The sequence below is a fragment of the Ruminococcus sp. zg-924 genome (assembly GCF_024433635.1).
Classification (GTDB): Bacteria; Bacillota; Clostridia; order Oscillospirales; family Acutalibacteraceae; genus UBA7067.
Window position 1 is genome coordinate 25,080 of sequence record NZ_WNJZ01000009.1, and the last position, 19,867, is coordinate 44,946.

Annotated in this window: 18 protein-coding genes; 14 read left to right on the forward strand and 4 right to left on the reverse strand. The window is 40.9% G+C overall.

Features of this window, described 5'->3' with window-relative positions; genetic code table 11:
- Window positions 1-59: 59 nt before the first annotated feature.
- Window positions 60-953, forward strand: a complete 894-nt coding sequence (gene cdaA / locus GMA13_RS05570) for a diadenylate cyclase CdaA (protein WP_255883605.1) — start codon at window positions 60-62, stop codon at window positions 951-953.
- On the forward strand, window positions 940-2,220 hold the full coding sequence (locus GMA13_RS05575; RefSeq protein ID WP_255883604.1) for a YbbR-like domain-containing protein: 1,281 nt from the start codon (window positions 940-942) through the stop codon (window positions 2,218-2,220). Before cdaA ends, GMA13_RS05575 begins: the two co-directional genes overlap by 14 nt.
- Before the next feature lie 249 nt (window positions 2,221-2,469).
- Here GMA13_RS05575 and GMA13_RS05580 read toward each other — a convergent pair whose 3' ends face one another.
- Window positions 2,470-3,201, reverse strand: coding sequence for an NAD-dependent protein deacylase (locus GMA13_RS05580; protein WP_370687060.1), 732 nt, complete (start codon window positions 3,199-3,201; stop codon window positions 2,470-2,472).
- Between the two features lie 375 nt (window positions 3,202-3,576).
- Here GMA13_RS05580 and GMA13_RS05585 point away from each other — a divergent pair, with 375 nt between their 5' ends.
- Entirely contained in the window at window positions 3,577-4,089 is a 513-nt protein-coding gene (locus GMA13_RS05585) for a ferritin (protein WP_255883602.1), read from the forward strand.
- A gap of 179 nt (window positions 4,090-4,268) precedes the next feature.
- Here the strand turns inward: GMA13_RS05585 and GMA13_RS05590 are convergent, their stop codons facing one another.
- The 3 genes from GMA13_RS05590 to GMA13_RS05600 all read right to left on the reverse strand — a co-directional run bounded on the left by GMA13_RS05590 (window position 4,269) and on the right by GMA13_RS05600 (window position 7,054).
- Window positions 4,269-5,672: an amidophosphoribosyltransferase gene (locus tag GMA13_RS05590; RefSeq protein ID WP_255883601.1), complete on the reverse strand. Its 1,404-nt coding sequence runs from the start codon at window positions 5,670-5,672 to the stop codon at window positions 4,269-4,271.
- Between the two features lie 227 nt (window positions 5,673-5,899).
- Window positions 5,900-6,367, reverse strand: coding sequence for a preQ(1) synthase (gene queF, locus GMA13_RS05595; RefSeq protein WP_255883600.1), 468 nt, complete (start codon window positions 6,365-6,367; stop codon window positions 5,900-5,902).
- Window positions 6,368-7,054: a queuosine precursor transporter gene (locus GMA13_RS05600; protein ID WP_255883599.1), complete on the reverse strand. Its 687-nt coding sequence runs from the start codon at window positions 7,052-7,054 to the stop codon at window positions 6,368-6,370.
- A 487-nt stretch (window positions 7,055-7,541) separates the two neighbouring features.
- On the opposite strand from GMA13_RS05600, the gene GMA13_RS05605 reads away from it, so the two are divergent.
- From GMA13_RS05605 to GMA13_RS05655, 11 genes are all read left to right on the forward strand, one after another.
- Window positions 7,542-8,150, forward strand: coding sequence for a signal peptidase I (locus GMA13_RS05605; protein WP_255883598.1), 609 nt, complete (start codon window positions 7,542-7,544; stop codon window positions 8,148-8,150).
- A 55-nt stretch (window positions 8,151-8,205) separates the two neighbouring features.
- A complete protein-coding gene (locus tag GMA13_RS05610) occupies window positions 8,206-10,296 on the forward strand; it encodes a hypothetical protein (RefSeq protein ID WP_255883597.1) in 2,091 nt (696 codons plus the stop codon).
- A gap of 92 nt (window positions 10,297-10,388) precedes the next feature.
- Window positions 10,389-12,464: a hypothetical protein gene (locus GMA13_RS05615; protein WP_255883596.1), complete on the forward strand. Its 2,076-nt coding sequence runs from the start codon at window positions 10,389-10,391 to the stop codon at window positions 12,462-12,464.
- Window positions 12,465-12,549: 85 nt separating this feature from the next.
- Window positions 12,550-14,523: a right-handed parallel beta-helix repeat-containing protein gene (locus GMA13_RS05620; protein WP_255910577.1), complete on the forward strand. Its 1,974-nt coding sequence runs from the start codon at window positions 12,550-12,552 to the stop codon at window positions 14,521-14,523.
- 106 nt (window positions 14,524-14,629) lie between these two features.
- Window positions 14,630-15,457, forward strand: a complete 828-nt coding sequence (locus tag GMA13_RS05625; protein ID WP_255883593.1) for a hypothetical protein — start codon at window positions 14,630-14,632, stop codon at window positions 15,455-15,457.
- A 76-nt stretch (window positions 15,458-15,533) separates the two neighbouring features.
- Window positions 15,534-16,247, forward strand: coding sequence for a Spy0128 family protein (locus tag GMA13_RS05630; protein ID WP_255910580.1), 714 nt, complete (start codon window positions 15,534-15,536; stop codon window positions 16,245-16,247).
- Window positions 16,248-16,251: 4 nt separating this feature from the next.
- Entirely contained in the window at window positions 16,252-17,040 is a 789-nt protein-coding gene (srtB, locus tag GMA13_RS05635) for a class B sortase (protein WP_255910582.1), read from the forward strand.
- Window positions 17,041-17,178: 138 nt separating this feature from the next.
- On the forward strand, window positions 17,179-17,553 hold the full coding sequence (locus tag GMA13_RS05640; RefSeq protein WP_255910584.1) for a hypothetical protein: 375 nt from the start codon (window positions 17,179-17,181) through the stop codon (window positions 17,551-17,553).
- A gap of 290 nt (window positions 17,554-17,843) precedes the next feature.
- Window positions 17,844-18,458: a hypothetical protein gene (locus GMA13_RS05645; protein WP_255883589.1), complete on the forward strand. Its 615-nt coding sequence runs from the start codon at window positions 17,844-17,846 to the stop codon at window positions 18,456-18,458.
- Window positions 18,459-18,741: 283 nt separating this feature from the next.
- Window positions 18,742-19,221 carry a hypothetical protein gene (locus GMA13_RS05650; RefSeq protein WP_255910586.1) on the forward strand — a complete coding sequence of 160 codons (480 nt, stop codon included), beginning with the start codon at window positions 18,742-18,744 and terminating at the stop codon, window positions 19,219-19,221.
- Window positions 19,205-19,609: a hypothetical protein gene (locus GMA13_RS05655; RefSeq protein ID WP_255883586.1), complete on the forward strand. Its 405-nt coding sequence runs from the start codon at window positions 19,205-19,207 to the stop codon at window positions 19,607-19,609. Before GMA13_RS05650 ends, GMA13_RS05655 begins: the two co-directional genes overlap by 17 nt.
- Window positions 19,610-19,867: the final 258 nt, after the last annotated feature.

Genomic DNA, 19,867 nt, shown 5'->3' on the forward strand with positions numbered 1-19,867 from the left:
TTTTCAACAGGTTTTATTTGTGTTAAAATAAAAAGAAAAAACTAAGGAAGGAAAAGACTATGGGGTTTCTGAGTGCATGGTTTGATAACATTTTTGCGATTATCAAGACCTTTCAAATTATGGATTTTGTCGATATCCTGTGTATAACCTTTGTCATATTCGGAATTTTCAAATTAGTCAGAGAAACCCGAGCCGAACAGCTTTTAAAGGGTATAGTCGTACTTGTAATAGTATACTATCTGTCATATATTCTGAAGCTGACAATGTTCACTGCACTGCTCAAAAACTTTTTTGAATTCGGCGTTATTATTATATTTATTATTTTTCAGCCGGAGATACGAAAAGCACTTGAGCAAATTGGGCGAAGCAATATTGCAAAACGGTTTAAATTCGGAGTGTCGCAAACGAGCCGAGAGGATGAGCTTATTGCGGCTCAGCGCAAGGCGATTGAGGCGGTTGCGAGCGCAGCAATGCTTTTTCACACATCAAAGACCGGTGCGCTAATTGTTTTTGAATGTTCAACGAAGCTCGGCGATATTATAGACACGGGAACGATAATTGACGCTGAACCGTCCGTGTCGATTATCGGTAACCTGTTCTTTAATAAGGCTCCTCTGCACGACGGTGCTGTCATAATAAGGGAAGGCAAAATACACGCAGCAGGCTGCATACTGCCGCTTACTAAGAATGAAAACCTTGATTCCGAGCTTGGAACAAGGCACCGTGCGGCATTAGGCATGAGCGAAGAATCAGATGCCGCAATAGTTGTTGTATCTGAGGAAACAGGAAGTATCTCATTTGCGTATAAGGGCAAAATCACAAGGGACTTAACACGTGAGATGCTCGTTGAAAAGCTCAGTCACTATGTGCTGCCGGTTGATAAAACAGATTTAGTTGAGCTTATTCCCGTTTTCTCGGCGAAGAAGAAGGAGAAGAAGCATGAAAAGAAGTAAAAAAATTACGCTGTCAAAGCTTTTCAGAAACGATAAATTCCTTATTGTCTTTGCATTTGTTTCGGCTTGTATACTTTGGTTTGTTTTTTCGCAGAACTCTGGTGAGGAATCTGTTACTACTATTACGGACATTCCCATAAACATTGAGCTTTCACAGGAGGCAAAGGAAAACGGACTTGAGGTGTTCAGCAAGGGCAGTGATACAGCCTCGGTTAGAATATCCGGCAATAAAATTACCATAGGTACTGTCAGAGCTGAAGATATTCTTGTAACTGCGTCGCAGACAGGCACTATAACCTCATCAAACACCTATCCGCTTGAGCTTAAGGCTAAGCAGAACAGCAACAAAACAAATTACACCATAGAGTCAGTAGAGCCAAGCTTTGTCAATGTTTATGTTGACAAGCGTCGTTCTATGGAGTTTAACATTAAGGACGATGTCAAGTACGATATACAGGTTGATCAAACCTACTATGCAGGCAATCCGATATACTCAACTGAAAAAGTAACGGTGTCGGGGCCTGAAACAGAGGTTTTAAAGGTGGAATCCGTGGCAATTGTCGGCGAAATATCAGGTCAGCTTAAGTCAACGGCTGAAATAGAGGCGCAGGTTGTTTTATATGACTCATTCGGAGAAGAAATAAACAGCGAGTATCTAACAGTCAGCACAAGCGTTGTAAGAGTGTCTGTACCGATACTGCCGGAAAAGACTGTTCCGATAAAGGCGACGTTTACAAATGCTCCGTCAGGTATTTCTCTTGATTCAATCGTAACTGTCGAGCCGTCCGAGATTATTGTTGCAGGGCCGGAAACAACGCTAAACACTCTTCAGTACATTGAGTTGCCTGCAATAGATTTTTCAAAGCTCGACCCGGCAACTGACGGGGAGTATGAGCTTGACGTTAATTTACCGTCAGATTGCAGGAATATTTCAAATGTAACTAAAGCAAAGGTAACAATTAATCTTAAAGGCTACACAACACAGCAATTCACTGTAACAGGCTTTAAGTTCAAAAACGTAAGTGAAGGTTCTGTTGCAAAGGCTACAACAACGGATATTGCGGTTATGATTGCAGGTCCTGCCGACGCTTTAGCATCGCTTACCGAAGAGGATATTACTGCAACGGTTGATATGACGAGCAAAGGCTCAGATTTTGTCGGCTCAACAGAAATACCTGTTGAGATAAAGGTGAACAACAATAATTGTTGGGTTTACGGAACCTACACGGTAAATGTCAATGTAGAAAAAAAGACGACAGAAAATTAAATAACAACTACCGGGCTTTATTTGTAAATTGACCTTACCCCCTAAAGTTAGATTAATAAACTAACTTTAGGGGGTACATTAATTGCAAATAAAGTTTTGAATTAAGACCTGAGGCTTTATGAATAGTTTTGTCTTTAACACTAAGTTTTCATAAAAAAGGCGAAAATTTTTGGGTGTCGCTAATGATTTACTCATCATTGGCGATACCCCATTTTTATAATGATGTTATAGCAGAGTGTGCTTGTGATTCTATATTTTAATCTGCGACAGTGTTTCGCCTACGCTTTCGTAAATTACAAGGTCGGCTTTGCTGTCAAGCTGTGTTGCGCTTTTGTTTATCAAAACAAGGCTTTTTCCGTTGAAGTACCTCGTCAGTCCGGCGGCAGGATAGACCGTAAGGCTTGTTCCGGCGACTATAAGAACATCGGCATTTGCAATGGCGTTAACAGATGCGATTACCGTTCTGTCGTCAAGCGGTTCCTCATACAGCACAACATCAGGCTTGATAATACCGCCACAGTCTGTGCATTTTGGCACTCCGCTTGAGTTTAATATAAACTCAGCGTCAAAGCTTTTGCCGCATTTTTGGCAGTAATTTCTGTGCACGCTGCCGTGAAGTTCGTAAACCCTTTTGCACCCTGCAAGCTGATGCAGACCGTCTATGTTCTGCGTTACAACAGCGCCGAGCTTCCCAGATTTTTCAAGCTCAGCCAAGAACAAGTGCGCCTTGTTCGGCCTTGCACTGAGACAGAGCATTTTATCCCTGTAAAACTCATAGAATTCCTCGGTGTGCCTTGTGAAAAAGGTGTGGCTCAAAATTGTTTCCGGAGGAAAGCGATATTTTTGGTTGTAAAGTCCGTCTGCACTGCGAAAGTCAGGAATTCCCGACTCGGTGCTGACTCCTGCGCCGCCGAAAAACACAAGCGAGCGGCAGCTGCCGATAATTTCCTGAAGCCTATTGATTTCGTCTGTCAATAATATCACGTCCTTGTTAATTTATTACCGATAATCCAACCTGCATATATATGAAAGCCATATTACCTAAGTTGATTGCCTGTTACACAGTCGCTTTGTATATAATATAGAATAAACCTTTTCTCTGATTCTTACAAGAGGTTCAGGAAAGATTTATTAATTGTTAAATTTATTGTAAACGACACTAATCACAATTTCGCCTTGCGTAATTTGGAGTAATATGCTAAAATATAGTAAAATTACTAACCTTCACGGTGAAAATGTATGTGCAAGGGAATGTCAATAAAGGTTTTAGCAGTTTAATTGCCATAGCTAATTCTGTGTTTTTCTTGCTGTGCAGGTTGACCTCCGTGTAAGGCTGAATTCTGAGGAGAGATAAAAATGTTAAACGCAAAGGTTAGTGAACTTCTGAATCAGCAAATTAACAAGGAATTGTACTCCGCATACCTCTATCTGGATTTTTCAAATTATTTCCAAGCTAAGGGTCTTGACGGTTTTGCAAATTGGTATATGATTCAAGCGCAGGAGGAAAGAGACCACGCAATGCTGTTCTATCAGTATTTACATAACAATAACGAGAAGGTAACTCTTGATGCTATTGCAAAGCCGGATAAGGCTTTGGCAAGCGATATTGCTGTTTTGCAGGCAGGCTTGGAGCATGAGGTGTATGTAACCTCTCTCATCAACGATATTTATGCCGCTGCATATGATGTTAAGGACTTCCGCACAATGCAGTTCCTTGATTGGTTCGTAAAGGAGCAGGGTGAAGAGGAGACAAACGCAAACGATCTTATCTCAAAAATGGAGCTGTTTGGCTCAGACCCGAAGAGCCTTTATATGCTCAACAGTGAGCTTGGTGCACGTGTTTACAGCGCACCGTCTTTGGTTTTATAATATTGTGCTGTCTTAGCTTGCGACTACGGCAATTTTTACAGGCTATTTAAGCAGTACTGCAAATGCAGATTACAGGTAGATTTCAACAAGTGAGAATACCTCCACTTATAAACATAACGCACCGCATATCAAACCGATATGCGGTGCGTTATTGTATATGGATATTTTTTAGTTTCTTATTATTCCTTGCCGTTCCAGCAATAGGTGCAGAGTTTGCACGGTGATATGCCTATTGCTTCAAGCATATCGTCAAGGCGGTGGTAGCGCAGAGATGTAAAGTTAAGCTCCTTGCGGATTTCTTCAACCATTTCCTTGTAATTTGTGCTTGTCGGGTCAGCATAATCGTCAAGCATCTTGTCGGCGTTTTCGCCTTCACGCTTTACAATAACCCTGCGTGTAATCAAATCAAGATCAGAGGTGGAGCGTGAGAAGTTCAAATATTTACAGCCGAACATAATAGGAGGACAAGCAGGACGGATGTGAACCTCTTTAGCGCCGCTGTTATATAAAAATTCCGTTGTTTCACGAAGCTGAGTTCCTCGTACTATGGAATCGTCAATAAGGAGAAGGCGCTTGTTCTCGATAAGGCTCTTAACAGGAATGAGCTTCATATGTGCAATTTTGTTGCGCTGTGCCTGGTTTATCGGCATAAATGAACGTGGCCACGTTGGAGTGTATTTTATAAATGGGCGTGTAAACGGTATCTTTGTTTCATTTGAGTAGCCCACAGCGTGAGCAATGCCCGAATCAGGAATACCCGCAACGCAGTCAGGTGTTGCGTCATCTCTTCTTGCAAGCAGCTTGCCACATTCATAGCGCATCTGCTCAACATTAACGCCTTCGTAACAGGAGGTGGGGTAGCCGTAGTAAACCCACAGAAAGGAGCATATTTTCATTTCATTGCCGGCAGGGCTTACCGTTTCAACTCCGTCGGGGGTCATAAATACAATTTCGCCGGGGCCTAATTCCTTGCAGTCCTCATAGCCTAAATTGAGATAAGCAAAGCTCTCAAACGAAGCGCAGAAAGCATTATCCTTTTTGCCAATGATAACGGGTGTTCGTCCAACTTTATCACGTGCGGCATATATGCCCGTAGGGGTAAGCAGGAGAATAGTCATTGAACCGTTGATTTTCTCCTGAGCATAGCGCAGACCCTCGACAAGAGAGGCTTTCTGGTTAATAAGCGCCGCTGTGATTTCGGTCGGGTTAATAGTTCCGCCGCTCATCTCAAGAAAATGCGTGTGACCGGATTCAAAACATTCCTTAACAAGCTCGTCCGAGTTGTTGATTTTGCCTACGGTTGTAATTGAAAAGCTTCCCAGATGAGAATGAACAAGCAGCGGCTGCGGCTCAAAATCAGAAATACAGCCAATGCCAAGGTTGCCGTTAAGCTCGGCTACATCGTTTTCAAACTTAGTGCGGAACGGCGAATTTTGTATGTTGTGAATCGCACGGGAAAACCCATCCTCACCGTAAACCGCCATACCACCTCGTCTTGTACCCAAATGTGAATGATAGTCAGTGCCGTAAAATAAATCAAGCACGCAGTTTTCCTTAGAAGCTACTGCAAAAAAACCACCCATATAGTTACCTCCAAAATGCTGATTACGTAATAAAAGTGCACTTCTTATTTTAATACATTCTTGGTCATTCGTCAATCAATTTTATTTTAGTAATACAAGCTATTTTATTTTAGTAATACAAGCTATAAAAAGATTCAGTGTTTTGAGCCGCTTATGTCAAGAGCGTTGCCTAACTTATCATTATTACTATGAACAATTCTTCATTTTTCTTTTCTGATTGCGTTACGTTACCTGTTGTTAACCTTTTCGGGATACAAATCGTGATTTGCAAGTCGGTTAAAGGCAACGTCCTCCCACCTTGTGCCTTTTCTTCCGTAGTTGCAGTAAGGGTCAATTGAGATACCGCCTCTCGGCAAAAACTTGCCCCAGACCTCAATATATTTCGGGTCCATCAGATTTATCAAATCCTTCATAATCTTGTTACAGCAATCCTCGTGAAAATCGCCGTGATTTCTGTAAGAAAAAAGATAAAGCTTAAGAGATTTGCTTTCAACCATTTTTTTGTCGGGAACGTATGAAATATATATGGCAGCAAAATCCGGCTGGCCTGTTATCGGACAAAGAGAGGTGAACTCGGGACAGTTGAATTTTACAAAGTAATCATTATTTGGATGCTTGTTCTCAAAGGTTTCAAGTACTTCGGGTGCGTAGTCAGATTTATATTCCGTTTTCTTTCCAAGTGCATTAAGCTCCATTTATTTTTCCTCCTTGATTTTTAGTTTTCTTGCCAGATATACAAACGGTGTGTCGCAGAATGCAACTATCGCCTTAAATAAATACGTTGTGAGCAATATGCTTATAAATACGCTGTTGTCATAAACGCCATAGAACGCAACCGTTGTGAATACAACCGTATCAACCGCCTGCGAGGTAAGCGTTGAGCCGCAGTTTCTGAGCCAAAGCATTTTTTTATTATTACCCGTTTTTTTCCATATTAAATGATAGAGCGCAACATCAATGCTCTGAGAGAGAATATACCCAAGTAAACTGCCTATTGCAATTCTCGGAACAAAGCCAAAGAGCTGGGTCAGTGGTTCGTTCATAATATCGCTTGAATTCGGTGTAAAGCTGAGAAGTCCCTGTGTTCCTATAAGGAAGATAAGCGTTGTGAAAATTCCTATGTAAACAGCCTTTTGAGCCGCCTTTTTGCCGTACTTCTCAGACAGTATATCGGTAACAAGAAAGCTTGCGGCATAAAGCACATTACCGGCTGTTGTTGAAAGACCGAATATGTCAACATTTTTGCAGACCTGTATGTTTGCAAGTATTGCCGAAATTGCCGTAAATACATAAAGCCCGGTCTTGCCGAACAGCTTGTATGCAACAATTACGGCAAAAAGGTAAAACACAACGGCAAGTATGAATAAAATTGAATTCATCATTTTATATCCTCCTCAAATAAAAAAATCCTGCAAAATGCAGGAAAAAATGGCACAACGAAAGTACGTTATGCCATAACACTTCCCTAGTTTTGTTTAACGACAGGATGGTACGCTCGAAATTCGGGCCGAACTGTCTATTAACTTGTGGCTAAATTATAGCATTGAAAACAAGATGTGTCAATAACAGTGTTAATATTTGATTTAATCTTGCTTGAAAGAAGTGGTATAACACAATTATAATGTTTGAATAGATAATTTTTCTACAATGTAAAATATAGTAACAGTTATTGTGCAATCTGTGGGAAAATACACTAAAATATATAGCTATATAACTAAAATGTGGATAAAATATTGACAAGATGAGTGAGTAGAGGTAGAATATATTAAATTGATATCATCGGAAAAGCATACGTATATATAATACTTAGCAAAAATATATGCGTATATTATACAGTTTGGTTAGAGTAACCGAAGGGAAGAGCAATTATTGAATAGTGTTAACTCCGAGCCGGACAAGGCTGAAGCGAAAAAGAATAGAACCCGAAAAAAGGGCAGTATCAAAAAGATAGTTTCTAATGCTGTTTTTTACATACTGATTATTGCAATGCTTCTTGGTGCTTTTGCATTTGCGACAAACGGCGATTCGAACAAGTCAATTTTCGGGTACAGAATGTACTCCGTTCTTTCAGGAAGTATGACCCCTGTTTATCCCACAGGCTCGCTTGTAGTTGTCAAGCTGACAAAGCCTGAGGATATTAAGGTGGGCGATGATATAACCTTTTATAATCCCGGCTCCGAACAAGAAATATGGACGCACCGTGTTATCGACATTTTGGACAACTACGGCAATAACGGAATCTGCTTTAAAACACAGGGCATTGCAAACACAAAGGAGGACCCGTTTATAACGCTCGGCGGAAATGTTGTGGGAACTGTAAGCTTTTCTGTGCCGTATGCCGGATATGTGCTTGAGTATATTCAAAACAACATTTTGATTTCTATTGTAATAATTCTTTTGACGCTCACGCTTATAAAGCTTATCATAACGCTGATTAAGCCAACGCCGGTAAAACCAAGATATGGCAAGACTGAATAAGTAGTATTGGAGTGGGAAGCTCCTTTAATATATAAAACCTTAGGAGGTATAAATAATGTCAGAAAGTACAAACAAAAAACGCACAGCTGTCATAGCAGCGGCAACAGCAGCGGCACTTGTGCTGACAGGAACGGTTGCGTGGAATATGGCAACTGACCAAACAAAGCTTAATGAATTTACCGAGAAAGACCCAGGTAAGTATGAGGTTGAGCTTGACGAAAACTTTGATACGGCAGACCCGTGGCTAAACAAGGATGTGTTCGTAAAGAACAACGGCGACAACCCGGTTATAGTTCGTGTTCGTCTTGAGGAGTTTTATGACCTTACATACCGTAACGGCACTGACTATAATGTTGCAGAGGGTTACAGCCAAACACCGCCGACAGAAGGAAGCTCTGCAATATTTAAGGCAGACGCACTTACAGCCTCTACCGGACAGGACGGAAATAACTACAAAGCGGCAGACAGCTCAACACACCTAACTGACAAGGTAGCGCTTAATTTCAATGAAGGCGTTGCAACAATGGCTGAATACAACGCAATGGACGACACAGCCAAAGCTGCAATAAAGTGGGTAGTAGACTCAGACGGCTGGTGCTACTACACAAGGGCGCTTTTGGCAGGCGAAACAACGGAATATCTGCTTGACGACGTAGATTTCAACGAGGAAATTTTTGATGCAGCATATGATGCGCCGTACAACCTTGATTACAAAATCAATGTTCGTTTGCAGGCAATTTCAGCCGATCTTGATGACTTCGGCTCACACCTGAACGATGAACAATGGACAAATGTTGCCTACATTGATAATGAGGGCAATGAGATTACAGACAACGCCGGCAGAATAATTGCTGACGATGCTGATAATAATTATGAGATTCTTGACAACTCAACAATCACAGATGAGGCTCTTGAGCTTGTTGTTAAGATTAAAAACGATTCAAACATTTATAGAAATGAAGACACAGCAATTGCTGTTTCTGTTTCAACTGCTGAGGAACTTAAAGCGGCTTTAACTGATAAAAATGTTCACAGTGTTCTTCTGACTGAAAACATTACCACATCAGACTTTTTCCAAATTGGCAGAAATAAGCTTATTGAGCTTGGAGACTATAAGCTTACAGGGACTAAACCCGGAGGTTACCTGTTACAGGTTTATAATAACGCTGAAGTTATAGTCAGACATGGCACTGTTGATTTGACAAATGGCTGTAATTTTTCCATTATACAAGGCGGAACCGTGAAGCTTGTTGATACTGATGTAAATGCAGATAGTAATTGTCAATTCGGCTTATGGCTTTATTCTAACGCCTCAAGAGTAGAAATGTATAATTCATCTATTATATCACAAAGGGGAATAATGCATAATCCCGGAACAGACAATTCATCAATTTATTTAGATAACAGCTCTGTTATTTCAACATTGGGAGCTGCAACTGTACAGAATGGCGATGGAGCTAAAAATGTCAACGTTGTTATTAGAAATAATTCTTATGTAGAAGGCGCAGGTAGCGGCTTATGGTTATCAGAAGGCTGGACTCTTGACGCAAGGGATTCAGAAATAGTTGCTAAGGGCGCAAAAGATGCAGCTATTCTTGAAAACCACAACGCTTCTCCAAAGAACGCTTATCTTGAAAACGTAACCTTAACTGCAAAAGAACTTGGATATTATAAGGTTGGCGATTATCCGCTTGTAATGAAAAATTGTACCGTTAATGTAACGGCAGCTGATGGCGCAAGAGCCAACGGAATGTTTATACGCAGCGGTGACGTCACACTTGACAATGTTAATATTAATGTTAATAAGGGAACAGGCGAAGAATTGTTAACCGATGAATATTTGAACAGTAAATATGCCGACGGCAATGAGGCTACCAGGAACTTCTCAAATTACGAGGCTCTTCAGATAGTTCTTAACAGCTACGACTCAATCAATCTTAACATTATCGGTGGCTCTTATACAACAAATGTTGACGGTGCAAAGAGCGTTTATATCTATGACGAGGGATATAATATTCACACTGAAGGCTCAAGCTTCGAGTACCCGTACACATTTGCAAACACAATAACAGTCAGCGGCGCACCAACTTTTACTCCGACATTCACATTTGCTGACAGCTATAAGAACACAACAGTTACAAAATAATTTTAGACATTTAATCTCATTCGATTGGGGAAAGCTTCAACAAATGGGGCTTTCCTTAAGTCGGAACAGAAAATAAAACGGAGGTACCAAATATGGCGGACAGCACAAACAAAAAACGCACAGCTGTCATAGCTGCGGCAACAGCAGCGGCTCTTGTGCTGACTGGAACGGTTGCGTGGAACATGGCAACTGACCAAACAAAGCTTAATGAATTTACTGAGAAAGACCCCGGTAAGTATGAGGTTGAGCTTGACGAAAACTTTGATAAGGCAGACCCGTGGCTAAATAAGGACGTGTTCGTAAAGAACAACGGCGACAACCCGGTTATAGTTCGTGTTCGTCTTGAGGAGTTTTATGACCTTACATACCGTAACGGCACAGACTATAATGTTGCAGAGGGTTACAGCCAAACACCGCCGACAGAAGGAAGCTCTGCAATATTTAAGGCAGACGCGCTTACAGCCTCTACCGGACAGGACGGAAATAACTACAAAGCGGCAGACAGCTCAACACACCTAACTGACAAGGTAGCGCTTAATTTCAATGAAGGCGTTGCAACAATGGCTGAATACAACGCAATGGACGACACAGCTAAAGCTGCAATAAAGTGGGTAGTAGACTCAGACGGCTGGTGCTACTACACAAGGGCGCTTTTGGCAGGCGAAACAACGGAATATCTGCTTGACGACGTAGATTTCAACGAGGAAATTTTTGATGTAGCATATGATGCGCCGTACAACCTTGATTACAAAATCAATGTTCGTTTGCAGGCAATTTCAGCCGACCTTGTGGACTATGGCGCAAAGGATAATAAGGCACAATGGACAAATGTTGACGGCGGTCGTGAAATTGCCGCAACAGATAATCCGTTTGAAATCACTGCAAATTCGGATATAACAGACGATGCTGAGAACCTTGTTATCGGCATTAAGAACACATACACAAATCCGTATGCGAACGATGACGGTTCGATAGCCGTTAAGGTTTCAACATTTGCAGAGCTTGAAGCAGCGATTAATGACCCAACTATTCACAGTATTCTTTTAGTGGATGACATCTTAATAGATAGTTATGGTATTGATTACAGTACTTATATGGATGTACAATCCGACAAGCTTATTGATCTCGGTCATTATACAATTAATAAAACTCATGGAACAAATAAAGTATTTCGTGTAGGAGAAAATGTATCATTTGCACTTAAGCACGGAACAATTCTTTGCCACAAGAATATGTTGTTGGAGAATGAAGCGGGTTCTAATGTTGAGTTAGTAGACATTCAGGCTACTGCTGACGAATGTACTTATTCAACAAGCGGAATGCGTGTTCTTGGAGATATTAAGCTCTACAACTCTTCCTTTACTTTCGCAACCACAGCAAGAAGACCTATTGGAGCAGTTTTGTTAGGCTCTAATGCAAATCTATACTTAAACAATTCAAGCATAACAAGTAATAATGTTGCGGCTATTACTTCAATTACTCAACGCAATGTATCAACTGATATTGTTATTGAGAATAACTCAGTTGTACAAGGTGTAGATAACGGTATTCTCTTGTGGACAGATTGGACCCTTACCGCAAAGGACTCAGAAATCATAGGTAGAGCAGCCATTTCTGAAAACCACAACTATTCTCCAAAGAGCGTTAATCTTGAAAATACAACCTTGACGGCAACAGAACTCGGATATTATAAGGTTGGCGATTATCCGCTTGTTATGAAGAATTGTGTGGTTAATACAACAGGGGCTGATGGCGTAAGAGCCGGCGGATTATTCATACGAAGCGGCGACATCACACTTGACAATGTTAATATTAATATTAATAAGGGAACAGGCGCTGACGATATGTTAACTGACGAATATTTGAACACTCAATATGCATCAGAAAGTCAGGCAACCAGATGCTTCCCGAATTATGACCCTCTCCAGATAGTTCTCAACAGCTACGACTCAATCAATCTTAACATTATCGGTGGCTCTTATACAACAAATGTTGACGGTGCAAAGAGCGTTTATATCTATGACGAGGGATATAATATCCACACTGAAGGCTCAGGCTTCGAGTACCCGTACACATTTGCAAACACAATAACAGTCAGCGGCGCACCAACCTTTACTCCGACATTCACATTTGCTGACAGCTATAAGAACACAACAGTTACAAAATAATTTAAAACTCAATTGGTCGGAAAGTCTTCAAAAGGCAAGGCTTTCCGAACCGGAATAATTAATAAAATATGATGGAGGTAATTTTATGGCAGGCTCAACTAACAAAAAACGAACAGCAGTTGTAGCTGCGGCAGCAGCAACGGCTCTTGTGCTTACAGGAACGGTTGCATGGAATATGGCACAAGATCAGACAGTGCTCAATGAACTTCCAAAGGAAAATACAGGTGAGTATAATGTCCTTCTCGACGAGGATTTCGACCCGGCCAACCCTTGGGCAAATAAGGACGTATGGGCGGAAAACACAGGCGACAATACTGTTATAGTACGTATGCGCCTTGAGGAGTTCTATGATATTACCTATCGTAATGGTAATACATATAACAATAAGGAAGGCTACAGCACAGATAATACAACTGCTAACGCAATCTTCAATGTACCGGGTGCTTCAACCCTTACTGGCAAGGACGCAGACAGCTCAACAGAACTTGATAATTCCATTACCCTGCATTTCGGTCCAAACGTAATGACAATAGACGCTTGGCAGCAAGCCGGAAGTCCATACGCCGATGCAGACGGCAAGGGCTATTGGGTAATTGATGCTGACGGTTGGTGCTACTATACAAAGGCACTTGCAGCAAGTGAAAAAACAGAGTGGCTCCTTGATGACGTTGATTTGGATAAGGATATACTTACTCAAACCTATAAACCGCCGTATGAACTTAGTTACAAAATAAATGTTCGTTTGCAGGCAATGTCAGCAGATTTGGCTGATTTCGGCTCAGAAACAGACAACGCTCAGTGGACATATCTCGGCACAAGCTCTGATGGACGATATATAACTGCTGACCAGAGAACAGATGACTTCGAGATACTCAATGACCAGACAATCTCAGATAGTGCTAAGGCTCTTGTTATGGGAATTGAAAATCCGGATAAGGCTCAGGGCAAGGCTGCAACAAATGTTACAGACCTTAAGACACTTTTGGCTGATGAGAAAACAGATGTAGTTTCACTGTCAAATGATATCACTATTACAAATGCAGAAGAGATGATTTCTGTTCCGAACGGTGCAAAAACAGTCAATCTCAACGGTCACACACTCAAAACCGATGGTAGCACAATTCCGCTTAATGTAGGTAAAGATGCAACGCTTACAGTTGAAGGCGGTACTATTGATGGTGGCAGCACTGTGGCAGCATTTGTTTCCGGTACAATGAAACTTAATGATGTTAATGTTAATTCAGAAAATAATTATGCTGTTTGGGTAGAAAATAACGGCTCACTTGAGTTAAACGGAGCTAATGTTACAAGCGCCAAGACTCACGGTTTGGTTGTTAATGCCGAGAGCGACATAACAATCAGCGGCTCTACAATTACGGCGGAAACTGCCGGAGTAGATGCTATCTGCATTAACGGAGAAAACATAAATGTAAATATTGAGGATTCTACTGTTTCCGGCGGAACAAACGCTATACGCCTTATCAAGGGAGCTACACTTAACGCCAAAAACACAACATTTAAATCAAATCTTTACGGCATCGGCGGCAACAATACAGTTCCCGCTAATGAAGTAAACCTTACCGGATGCACAGTTGAAGCAGGTTTAATTGGTGTATTTAAGCCTGATGATACTCCGCTTACTATGACAAATTGCAATGTTAAGGTTAATGCAACCGACACCGGTGCTGTTGGTATCTGTGTTCGCAGCGGTGACGTAACACTTAACAATGTTAATGTTGCTGTTGACTGCGGTGCAAATACAATCACAAAATTACATGATGATGACAGTATTACAAACTACTATGCAACAAAATCCGGATTTGATGAGTTCGGCTACAATGCACTCCAGGTTGTCCTCAACAGCTATGAGGATATTAACCTAACAATTGACGGCGGTTCTTACACAACAAACGTTGACGGTGCTAAGAGCGTATTTGTTTGCAACGGCAAAACAATTCACAGTGGCAAAACATACGCTAACACAATCACAGTTACAGGCACTCCAACATTTGCTCCAAGCTTCACATTTGGAAGCTACGATAACACAACCGTAAACTAATTTTAAACCCTAAACTCCTTTGCTTTTGGAAAGCCTCCACTATCGGCGGCTTTCCAAAACACCCTACATCTTGACTTTGGGCATTGCTCAAGGGAGGCATAATACCATGAATCTTAATAAAAAAATAATCGCAATACTCGCCGCTATCGTTAGCCTTGCCCTTGTTGTTACAAGCACTGTTGCGTGGTGCTTACAGCAGGATATAACAAAGCTTAACAAATTCACATGGACAGGCGAGCTTGACCAGAAAATTACGGTTGACATTCAAGAGGACTTTACTCCGTGGGTTAACAAGGATGTGTTTGTCGTAAATGAAAAGGACAGCACCGACCCTGCAATAATCAGAGTTCGCCTTGAGGAGTTTGTCAAGGTTACAGGAGGCACTGAAGATGTTGATAAAAAAGCAGTGCTTACAACAAAAACCTTAAACGAGCTTAAGTGCGACAGCTCTGTTTCGCCAAAGGCAGTAACTGTGCTTTTCTCTGACCACACTATGACAATGGAGGAGTGGCTTGCAAAGGATAAGCCGCTTGCAGATGAAAATGGGGTTGCCTATTGGGTAATTGATACCGACGGTTGGTGCTACTACACCAAAGCTCTTAAGCCGGGTGAAAAATCACAGCCCTTGCTTGACAACGTAATGAAAAAGAGCGAGGAAAAAAGCTTTTTGCCCTCAGTCTACGGCGGCAATGATGTTGTTATGGATTACAATATGAATGTTCGCTTGCAGGCTATGTCCGTTGATTTGAGTAGCTACGCGCTCCCTGAGGACAACGAGGAGTATGCTCGTGACTGGGCAAACAAGGACGGCTGTGAAATCACCAAATATGAAAACGGCTATGATATTACAGATAATTCAAAAATTACTGATAATGCGGATGCTCTTGTGCGCTCCGTCAGCAATTCGTATAAATCGAGCGTGAAAAAGAGCTGATAAAAGAATAACGCACAGATAAGCCGCTGTTCACATGGCGGCTTTCTGTTGTTATTACAAACCCTGAGGTCTGACTATGAAAAGAAAAGCAATCTATGCGCTTTTAGGCGCATGCCTTATTGTGTTTGTCGCAGTGCTTATGCCGACTCTTGCTTATACTACCTCACTTGATTTGACAAGAATAAATCATTTCACTTGGGGAGGGGAGCAGCCGACTCAGCCGCCGGACAAACCAATTCCCGAACCTAATCAATATATGATGACTGTCAGAAAGCAGTTTTCAACAGTTCAGCCGTCAAGTGCCGCTGTATTTTCGTTTGTGCTTTCAGCAGGCGATAAGGATTGCCCAATGCCGCTTGCTCAGACGGGCGGTAATTACAGCTTCACAATCACAGGCGCAGGAAGTGTAACATTACCGGCAATAGAATATGCCAAAGCCGGAAAATACACTTATACCGTAACAGAGAAAAACACAGGTGAAGCGGGCTATACGTACGATATCGCTGTCTACACCGTAACTGTTACGGCTGAAAAGCAAGAAGGTAAGATTAAGGTAACGGGCACTGATATAACTATGAAAACAAACGGCAAGACCTACGATAAGCTCACTGAAGTTGTGTTCACCAACGCATATGCTCCAAAGGGTGGGTCAAGCGAAATTCCGAAAATGTCGGACTCAGCGCCTATTGAGCTTTATTGGACCTTGCTTATAATATCGGCGGTCGGTTTCGTCGGGTGTTGCGTGTTCCTGCTGCTCAGACGAAATAAAACTCGCTATGGAAGGAAATAGTTCTTTGCGTAATCTTTTTAATGTCCATAAGCCACGCTACGGCACCAAAAATGATATTGTCAGAAATGCAGTCGTTGCTCTTGCGGCTGTGTTTCTTGCTGTTGCAGTACTGTGCGCCTCGTTGCTTTTATCAACACAGCGTCAGTATAACGAATCGGGCGACTACTACTCAAAAATAAGCGCAGATATATCCCCGGAAAACAACAGTAAAAACTTGCATCAAAGCGTGACAATGAGTGGGGAGGAGCTATCAAATATCGGCAAGGACGTGGTGGGTTGGATAACCTTCCCGGATACGCAGATTGATTACCCTGTTGCACAGTGCGACAACAACTCTTACTATTGCTATCATCTGCCGGATGGCAGCTACAATGTTGGCGGAACAATATTTATGGATATGTTAAAAAGCAAGGATATGAAAAGCCGCAACACCGTCTTATACGGGCATCATATGAAAAACGGTAGTATGTTCCAAAATATAACTTACTACAAGAACAGCTCTTTTTTCGAAGACCACAAAACAGCGTACTATTACACTGCAAACGGCGATTATGAAATTCAAATTGCATACGGTTTTGTGATAAGCTCACATCAGTGGAACAGCGAGGAGTATATTAAGGATGCCAATATGATGAAGCTTGTTGAATATGCAAAGGAGAACACTACCTTTAATAGTGGGGTAGAAATAACCGCCACAGACAGGATAATGACGTTTTCCACCTGCTCCTATGAGTTCAGTGACGCAAATTATATGCTAATCGGAAAGGTTGTGCCGCTTATTGTCAGCGAGTAATTTTAATTAAATAATGAAACTATGCACGGATTTTGAATAGGGGCTTATTGAAGCGTTCTTGACCGTTTCTTTGCGCTTTGTTGAACCGTGTTCGCATAATATAACATTTTACTAATTGAAAGGATTATGATAACAGAAATGAGTGAAAAAAACGAATTGCCGGAGTTAACAGCGAAAACTGCACACGATATTGCCTTTACGGTTCACAAGCGCCATTATTATGATTGCCGTGAGGTTGACGATGTGCTTGACCGCCTGCTTGAGCTTATCGACAAACAGGAGCAGGAAAAGCTGGAGATAGACAGCCGCCTGCGTGAGTATGAGGCGAATATTGCCTCGATTTTGCTCGATTTGCAAAAGCTGAAAACTATATTGCAGCAGGAAGATGAGATTACTCTGCTTGAAGCGGAGGAAGAATCAGCAGAAGAACCGATTGATGAATCAACGCAAATAACGTCTGAAACACAATCGGATGAAGTGGCAGACGAGGTACAGGACGAACAAAAGGATTAAGTTTTATGTTGAAGTATAAAACTTTATAAGAAATAAACAACCCTCCCGACCACCGTTAGTGCATGTGCAATGCCACGACTGCGGAACACGAGAGGCACTTGAGAGTATTGGTGTGAACGATGCCGAGCAGGAGCGGATTCTGGAAACCATCCACCATCATACAGAAAGCCGAATAGATATGAGTTGTAATTTTTAAAATATATTGACTTGTCTTATTTGTGTGCTATAATTGTACAATAAAACTTGTTAATGTCAGTAAAATATCAGTAATATTAAGGGAGTAATGTATAATGGGTAATTGTTATTATCAATCATATAAAAATCATTGTATAGAACTTGAACAAATAATGAAACAAAATCATGGTGATAGTAAAGATGCAAAGAAACTTAGAGGTGCAATAGCAGTAGAACTGCTGAAACAAGAACTCACTAAATATTTTTTGAATAATAACGAACCATTTAAAACTTCATCAGTTAATTCATATATAGCTGGGTCAAAATATGAATATGATTTACTAATAGTAAAAGAAGATGCAGCGCCGTATTTAGGTTTAGTATATCAGCCAAAAGATGTTATTGCTGTTATAGAAAGTAAAGCAGGAGGACTTTTTGATGTAGACAAGAATACAAGTAGTATTGCACTGGCAGTTAATCGTGCATTAGGAATTAATTCAAATATTAAATTTGGATACATCACAATGAGCGAAAATGTACCTGTTAAAAACTATAATAAAAATGGAAAACCAACAGTGAGGCATTGGGATTTGACGAAAAAATATTTAAGAGAAAAAATCAATGAATATGTAATTGTTTATGCAGTAACTCTACATAAAGGAAAGTTACTAATTGACGAAGGCTCTGATAATGAATTTTATGATTTCATAAATGCATTGATAGAAAAATAAATTTATACATAGCATCGGTTAGAAATAAACGGTGCTATTTTTATACCCTATTGGAGGTGAGATGTTGCGAAAACTTAAAAAGTACAAATCTACAAAGTTCAAGTCGAAGAACTCTGTATATGACAGTAGTGGTTTATTTTTTTATAAATTTTATATTCTTGGTGACTTCTTGATTGTTTCGTGGTATATTAAAGATGGCGGACGGTTGAAGGCTTGTTTACTTGCTGATTACCGCCTTCAGAGACATCAGATACATCAAATAAACTACACACAGGAGGAAAAAATGAAAATTTACAAAATTAACATTCAGTTTGCTGACCCAAATTCACCGGATTTTGATGATTCTACTATAATGCCTGTTCTTGAAAAGGCAATTACGAATTACAATACAAAGTCACTCATTGCAAAAAATCCTAAGAAAATCACAGGTAAAACGATAGTCGATCCACGAACTCTGCAGCTTGTATTACAAAGCGAAAGTGAACTCCCTTTCCCGAGTAAAGCACTCCGTTTGTTTTCTGCTTATCTGGTAGATCCAGATACTGAGGGCGCACTAAATCAGTATATTTATGGAAAACAGCTGTTCAAGATGGCGGCCGAAGAGATTACAGAAGCAGAGCATCCGAATAACAAAGAAACGGGAAATGACGTCAACGCTTTACGCATAAAAGTCATATCACTGATTGTAAAAGCATCGGAAGCTAAGCTTATCAAAATATTAGAAGTTTTAGAGGAGGAGAAAAGTAATGAGAAACAGAAATGAAGTCGCTCGCTGTATTATTGAGATCTTAATTCCTTATGCGGATTGCTTCGCATGGGGGGATTTCGGGGCAGCAGGTAACCCTTGTTATGATCCGTATAACTGGTCTTCACCTGCAGAAGAGGAAGAAGAGGCATATACGCTGGCAGCAGTACAGCTTGAACTTAAAAAGAACGGGCAGCGCCACATTGACCTTGCGGAGAAGGTCGCCAATAACACAGGCAACGATTATGTAACTTATCCCTATTTGCGTGATGCCGTTAGCAGGATTTTGGCTTCAAGTACATATGACGAGCTTCTTACCCAGGTGAAATTTTCACGTATGATTAAGAACATGATGAAATCAAAGGGATTGACAACAATCTCATCAATAGAAGAAGTATTATCCTGAATTGGTAGGAGCTTTTCTTATGCCTATTTTTAGAAAAGGATAGTGATTTTATGGGATTTTTAAGAGGAATATTTCGTTCAAGAGATGCCCTTTGGGTTATTGCTTGACTTGTGGGAGTGTCATAAGCAGTACAACGGCATCACAAAACCAAAGCGAAAGGTTTCTATTGACGATGTTATTCCGTATGGCGTTTGATTACTTTGAAAAAGATTGAGATTGTTTGAGCGGTATGATATAATTAACTTGTTGCTAAATCGA

Bases quoted from the DNA above. Each gene is read 5' to 3' on its own strand.
- cdaA (WP_255883605.1), top strand. From the start codon at position 60: ATGGGGTTTCTGAGTGCATGGTTTGATAACATTTTTGCGATTATCAAG.
- GMA13_RS05575 (WP_255883604.1), top strand. From the start codon at position 940: ATGAAAAGAAGTAAAAAAATTACGCTGTCAAAGCTTTTCAGAAACGAT.
- GMA13_RS05585 (WP_255883602.1), top strand. From the start codon at position 3,577: ATGTTAAACGCAAAGGTTAGTGAACTTCTGAATCAGCAAATTAACAAG.
- GMA13_RS05590 (WP_255883601.1), bottom strand. From the start codon at position 5,672: ATGGGTGGTTTTTTTGCAGTAGCTTCTAAGGAAAACTGCGTGCTTGAT.
- queF (WP_255883600.1), bottom strand. From the start codon at position 6,367: ATGGAGCTTAATGCACTTGGAAAGAAAACGGAATATAAATCTGACTAC.
- GMA13_RS05600 (WP_255883599.1), bottom strand. From the start codon at position 7,054: ATGATGAATTCAATTTTATTCATACTTGCCGTTGTGTTTTACCTTTTT.
- GMA13_RS05610 (WP_255883597.1), top strand. From the start codon at position 8,206: ATGTCAGAAAGTACAAACAAAAAACGCACAGCTGTCATAGCAGCGGCA.
- GMA13_RS05615 (WP_255883596.1), top strand. From the start codon at position 10,389: ATGGCGGACAGCACAAACAAAAAACGCACAGCTGTCATAGCTGCGGCA.
- GMA13_RS05620 (WP_255910577.1), top strand. From the start codon at position 12,550: ATGGCAGGCTCAACTAACAAAAAACGAACAGCAGTTGTAGCTGCGGCA.
- GMA13_RS05625 (WP_255883593.1), top strand. From the start codon at position 14,630: ATGAATCTTAATAAAAAAATAATCGCAATACTCGCCGCTATCGTTAGC.
- GMA13_RS05630 (WP_255910580.1), top strand. From the start codon at position 15,534: ATGAAAAGAAAAGCAATCTATGCGCTTTTAGGCGCATGCCTTATTGTG.
- GMA13_RS05640 (WP_255910584.1), top strand. From the start codon at position 17,179: ATGAGTGAAAAAAACGAATTGCCGGAGTTAACAGCGAAAACTGCACAC.
- GMA13_RS05645 (WP_255883589.1), top strand. From the start codon at position 17,844: ATGGGTAATTGTTATTATCAATCATATAAAAATCATTGTATAGAACTT.
- GMA13_RS05650 (WP_255910586.1), top strand. From the start codon at position 18,742: ATGAAAATTTACAAAATTAACATTCAGTTTGCTGACCCAAATTCACCG.
- GMA13_RS05655 (WP_255883586.1), top strand. From the start codon at position 19,205: ATGAGAAACAGAAATGAAGTCGCTCGCTGTATTATTGAGATCTTAATT.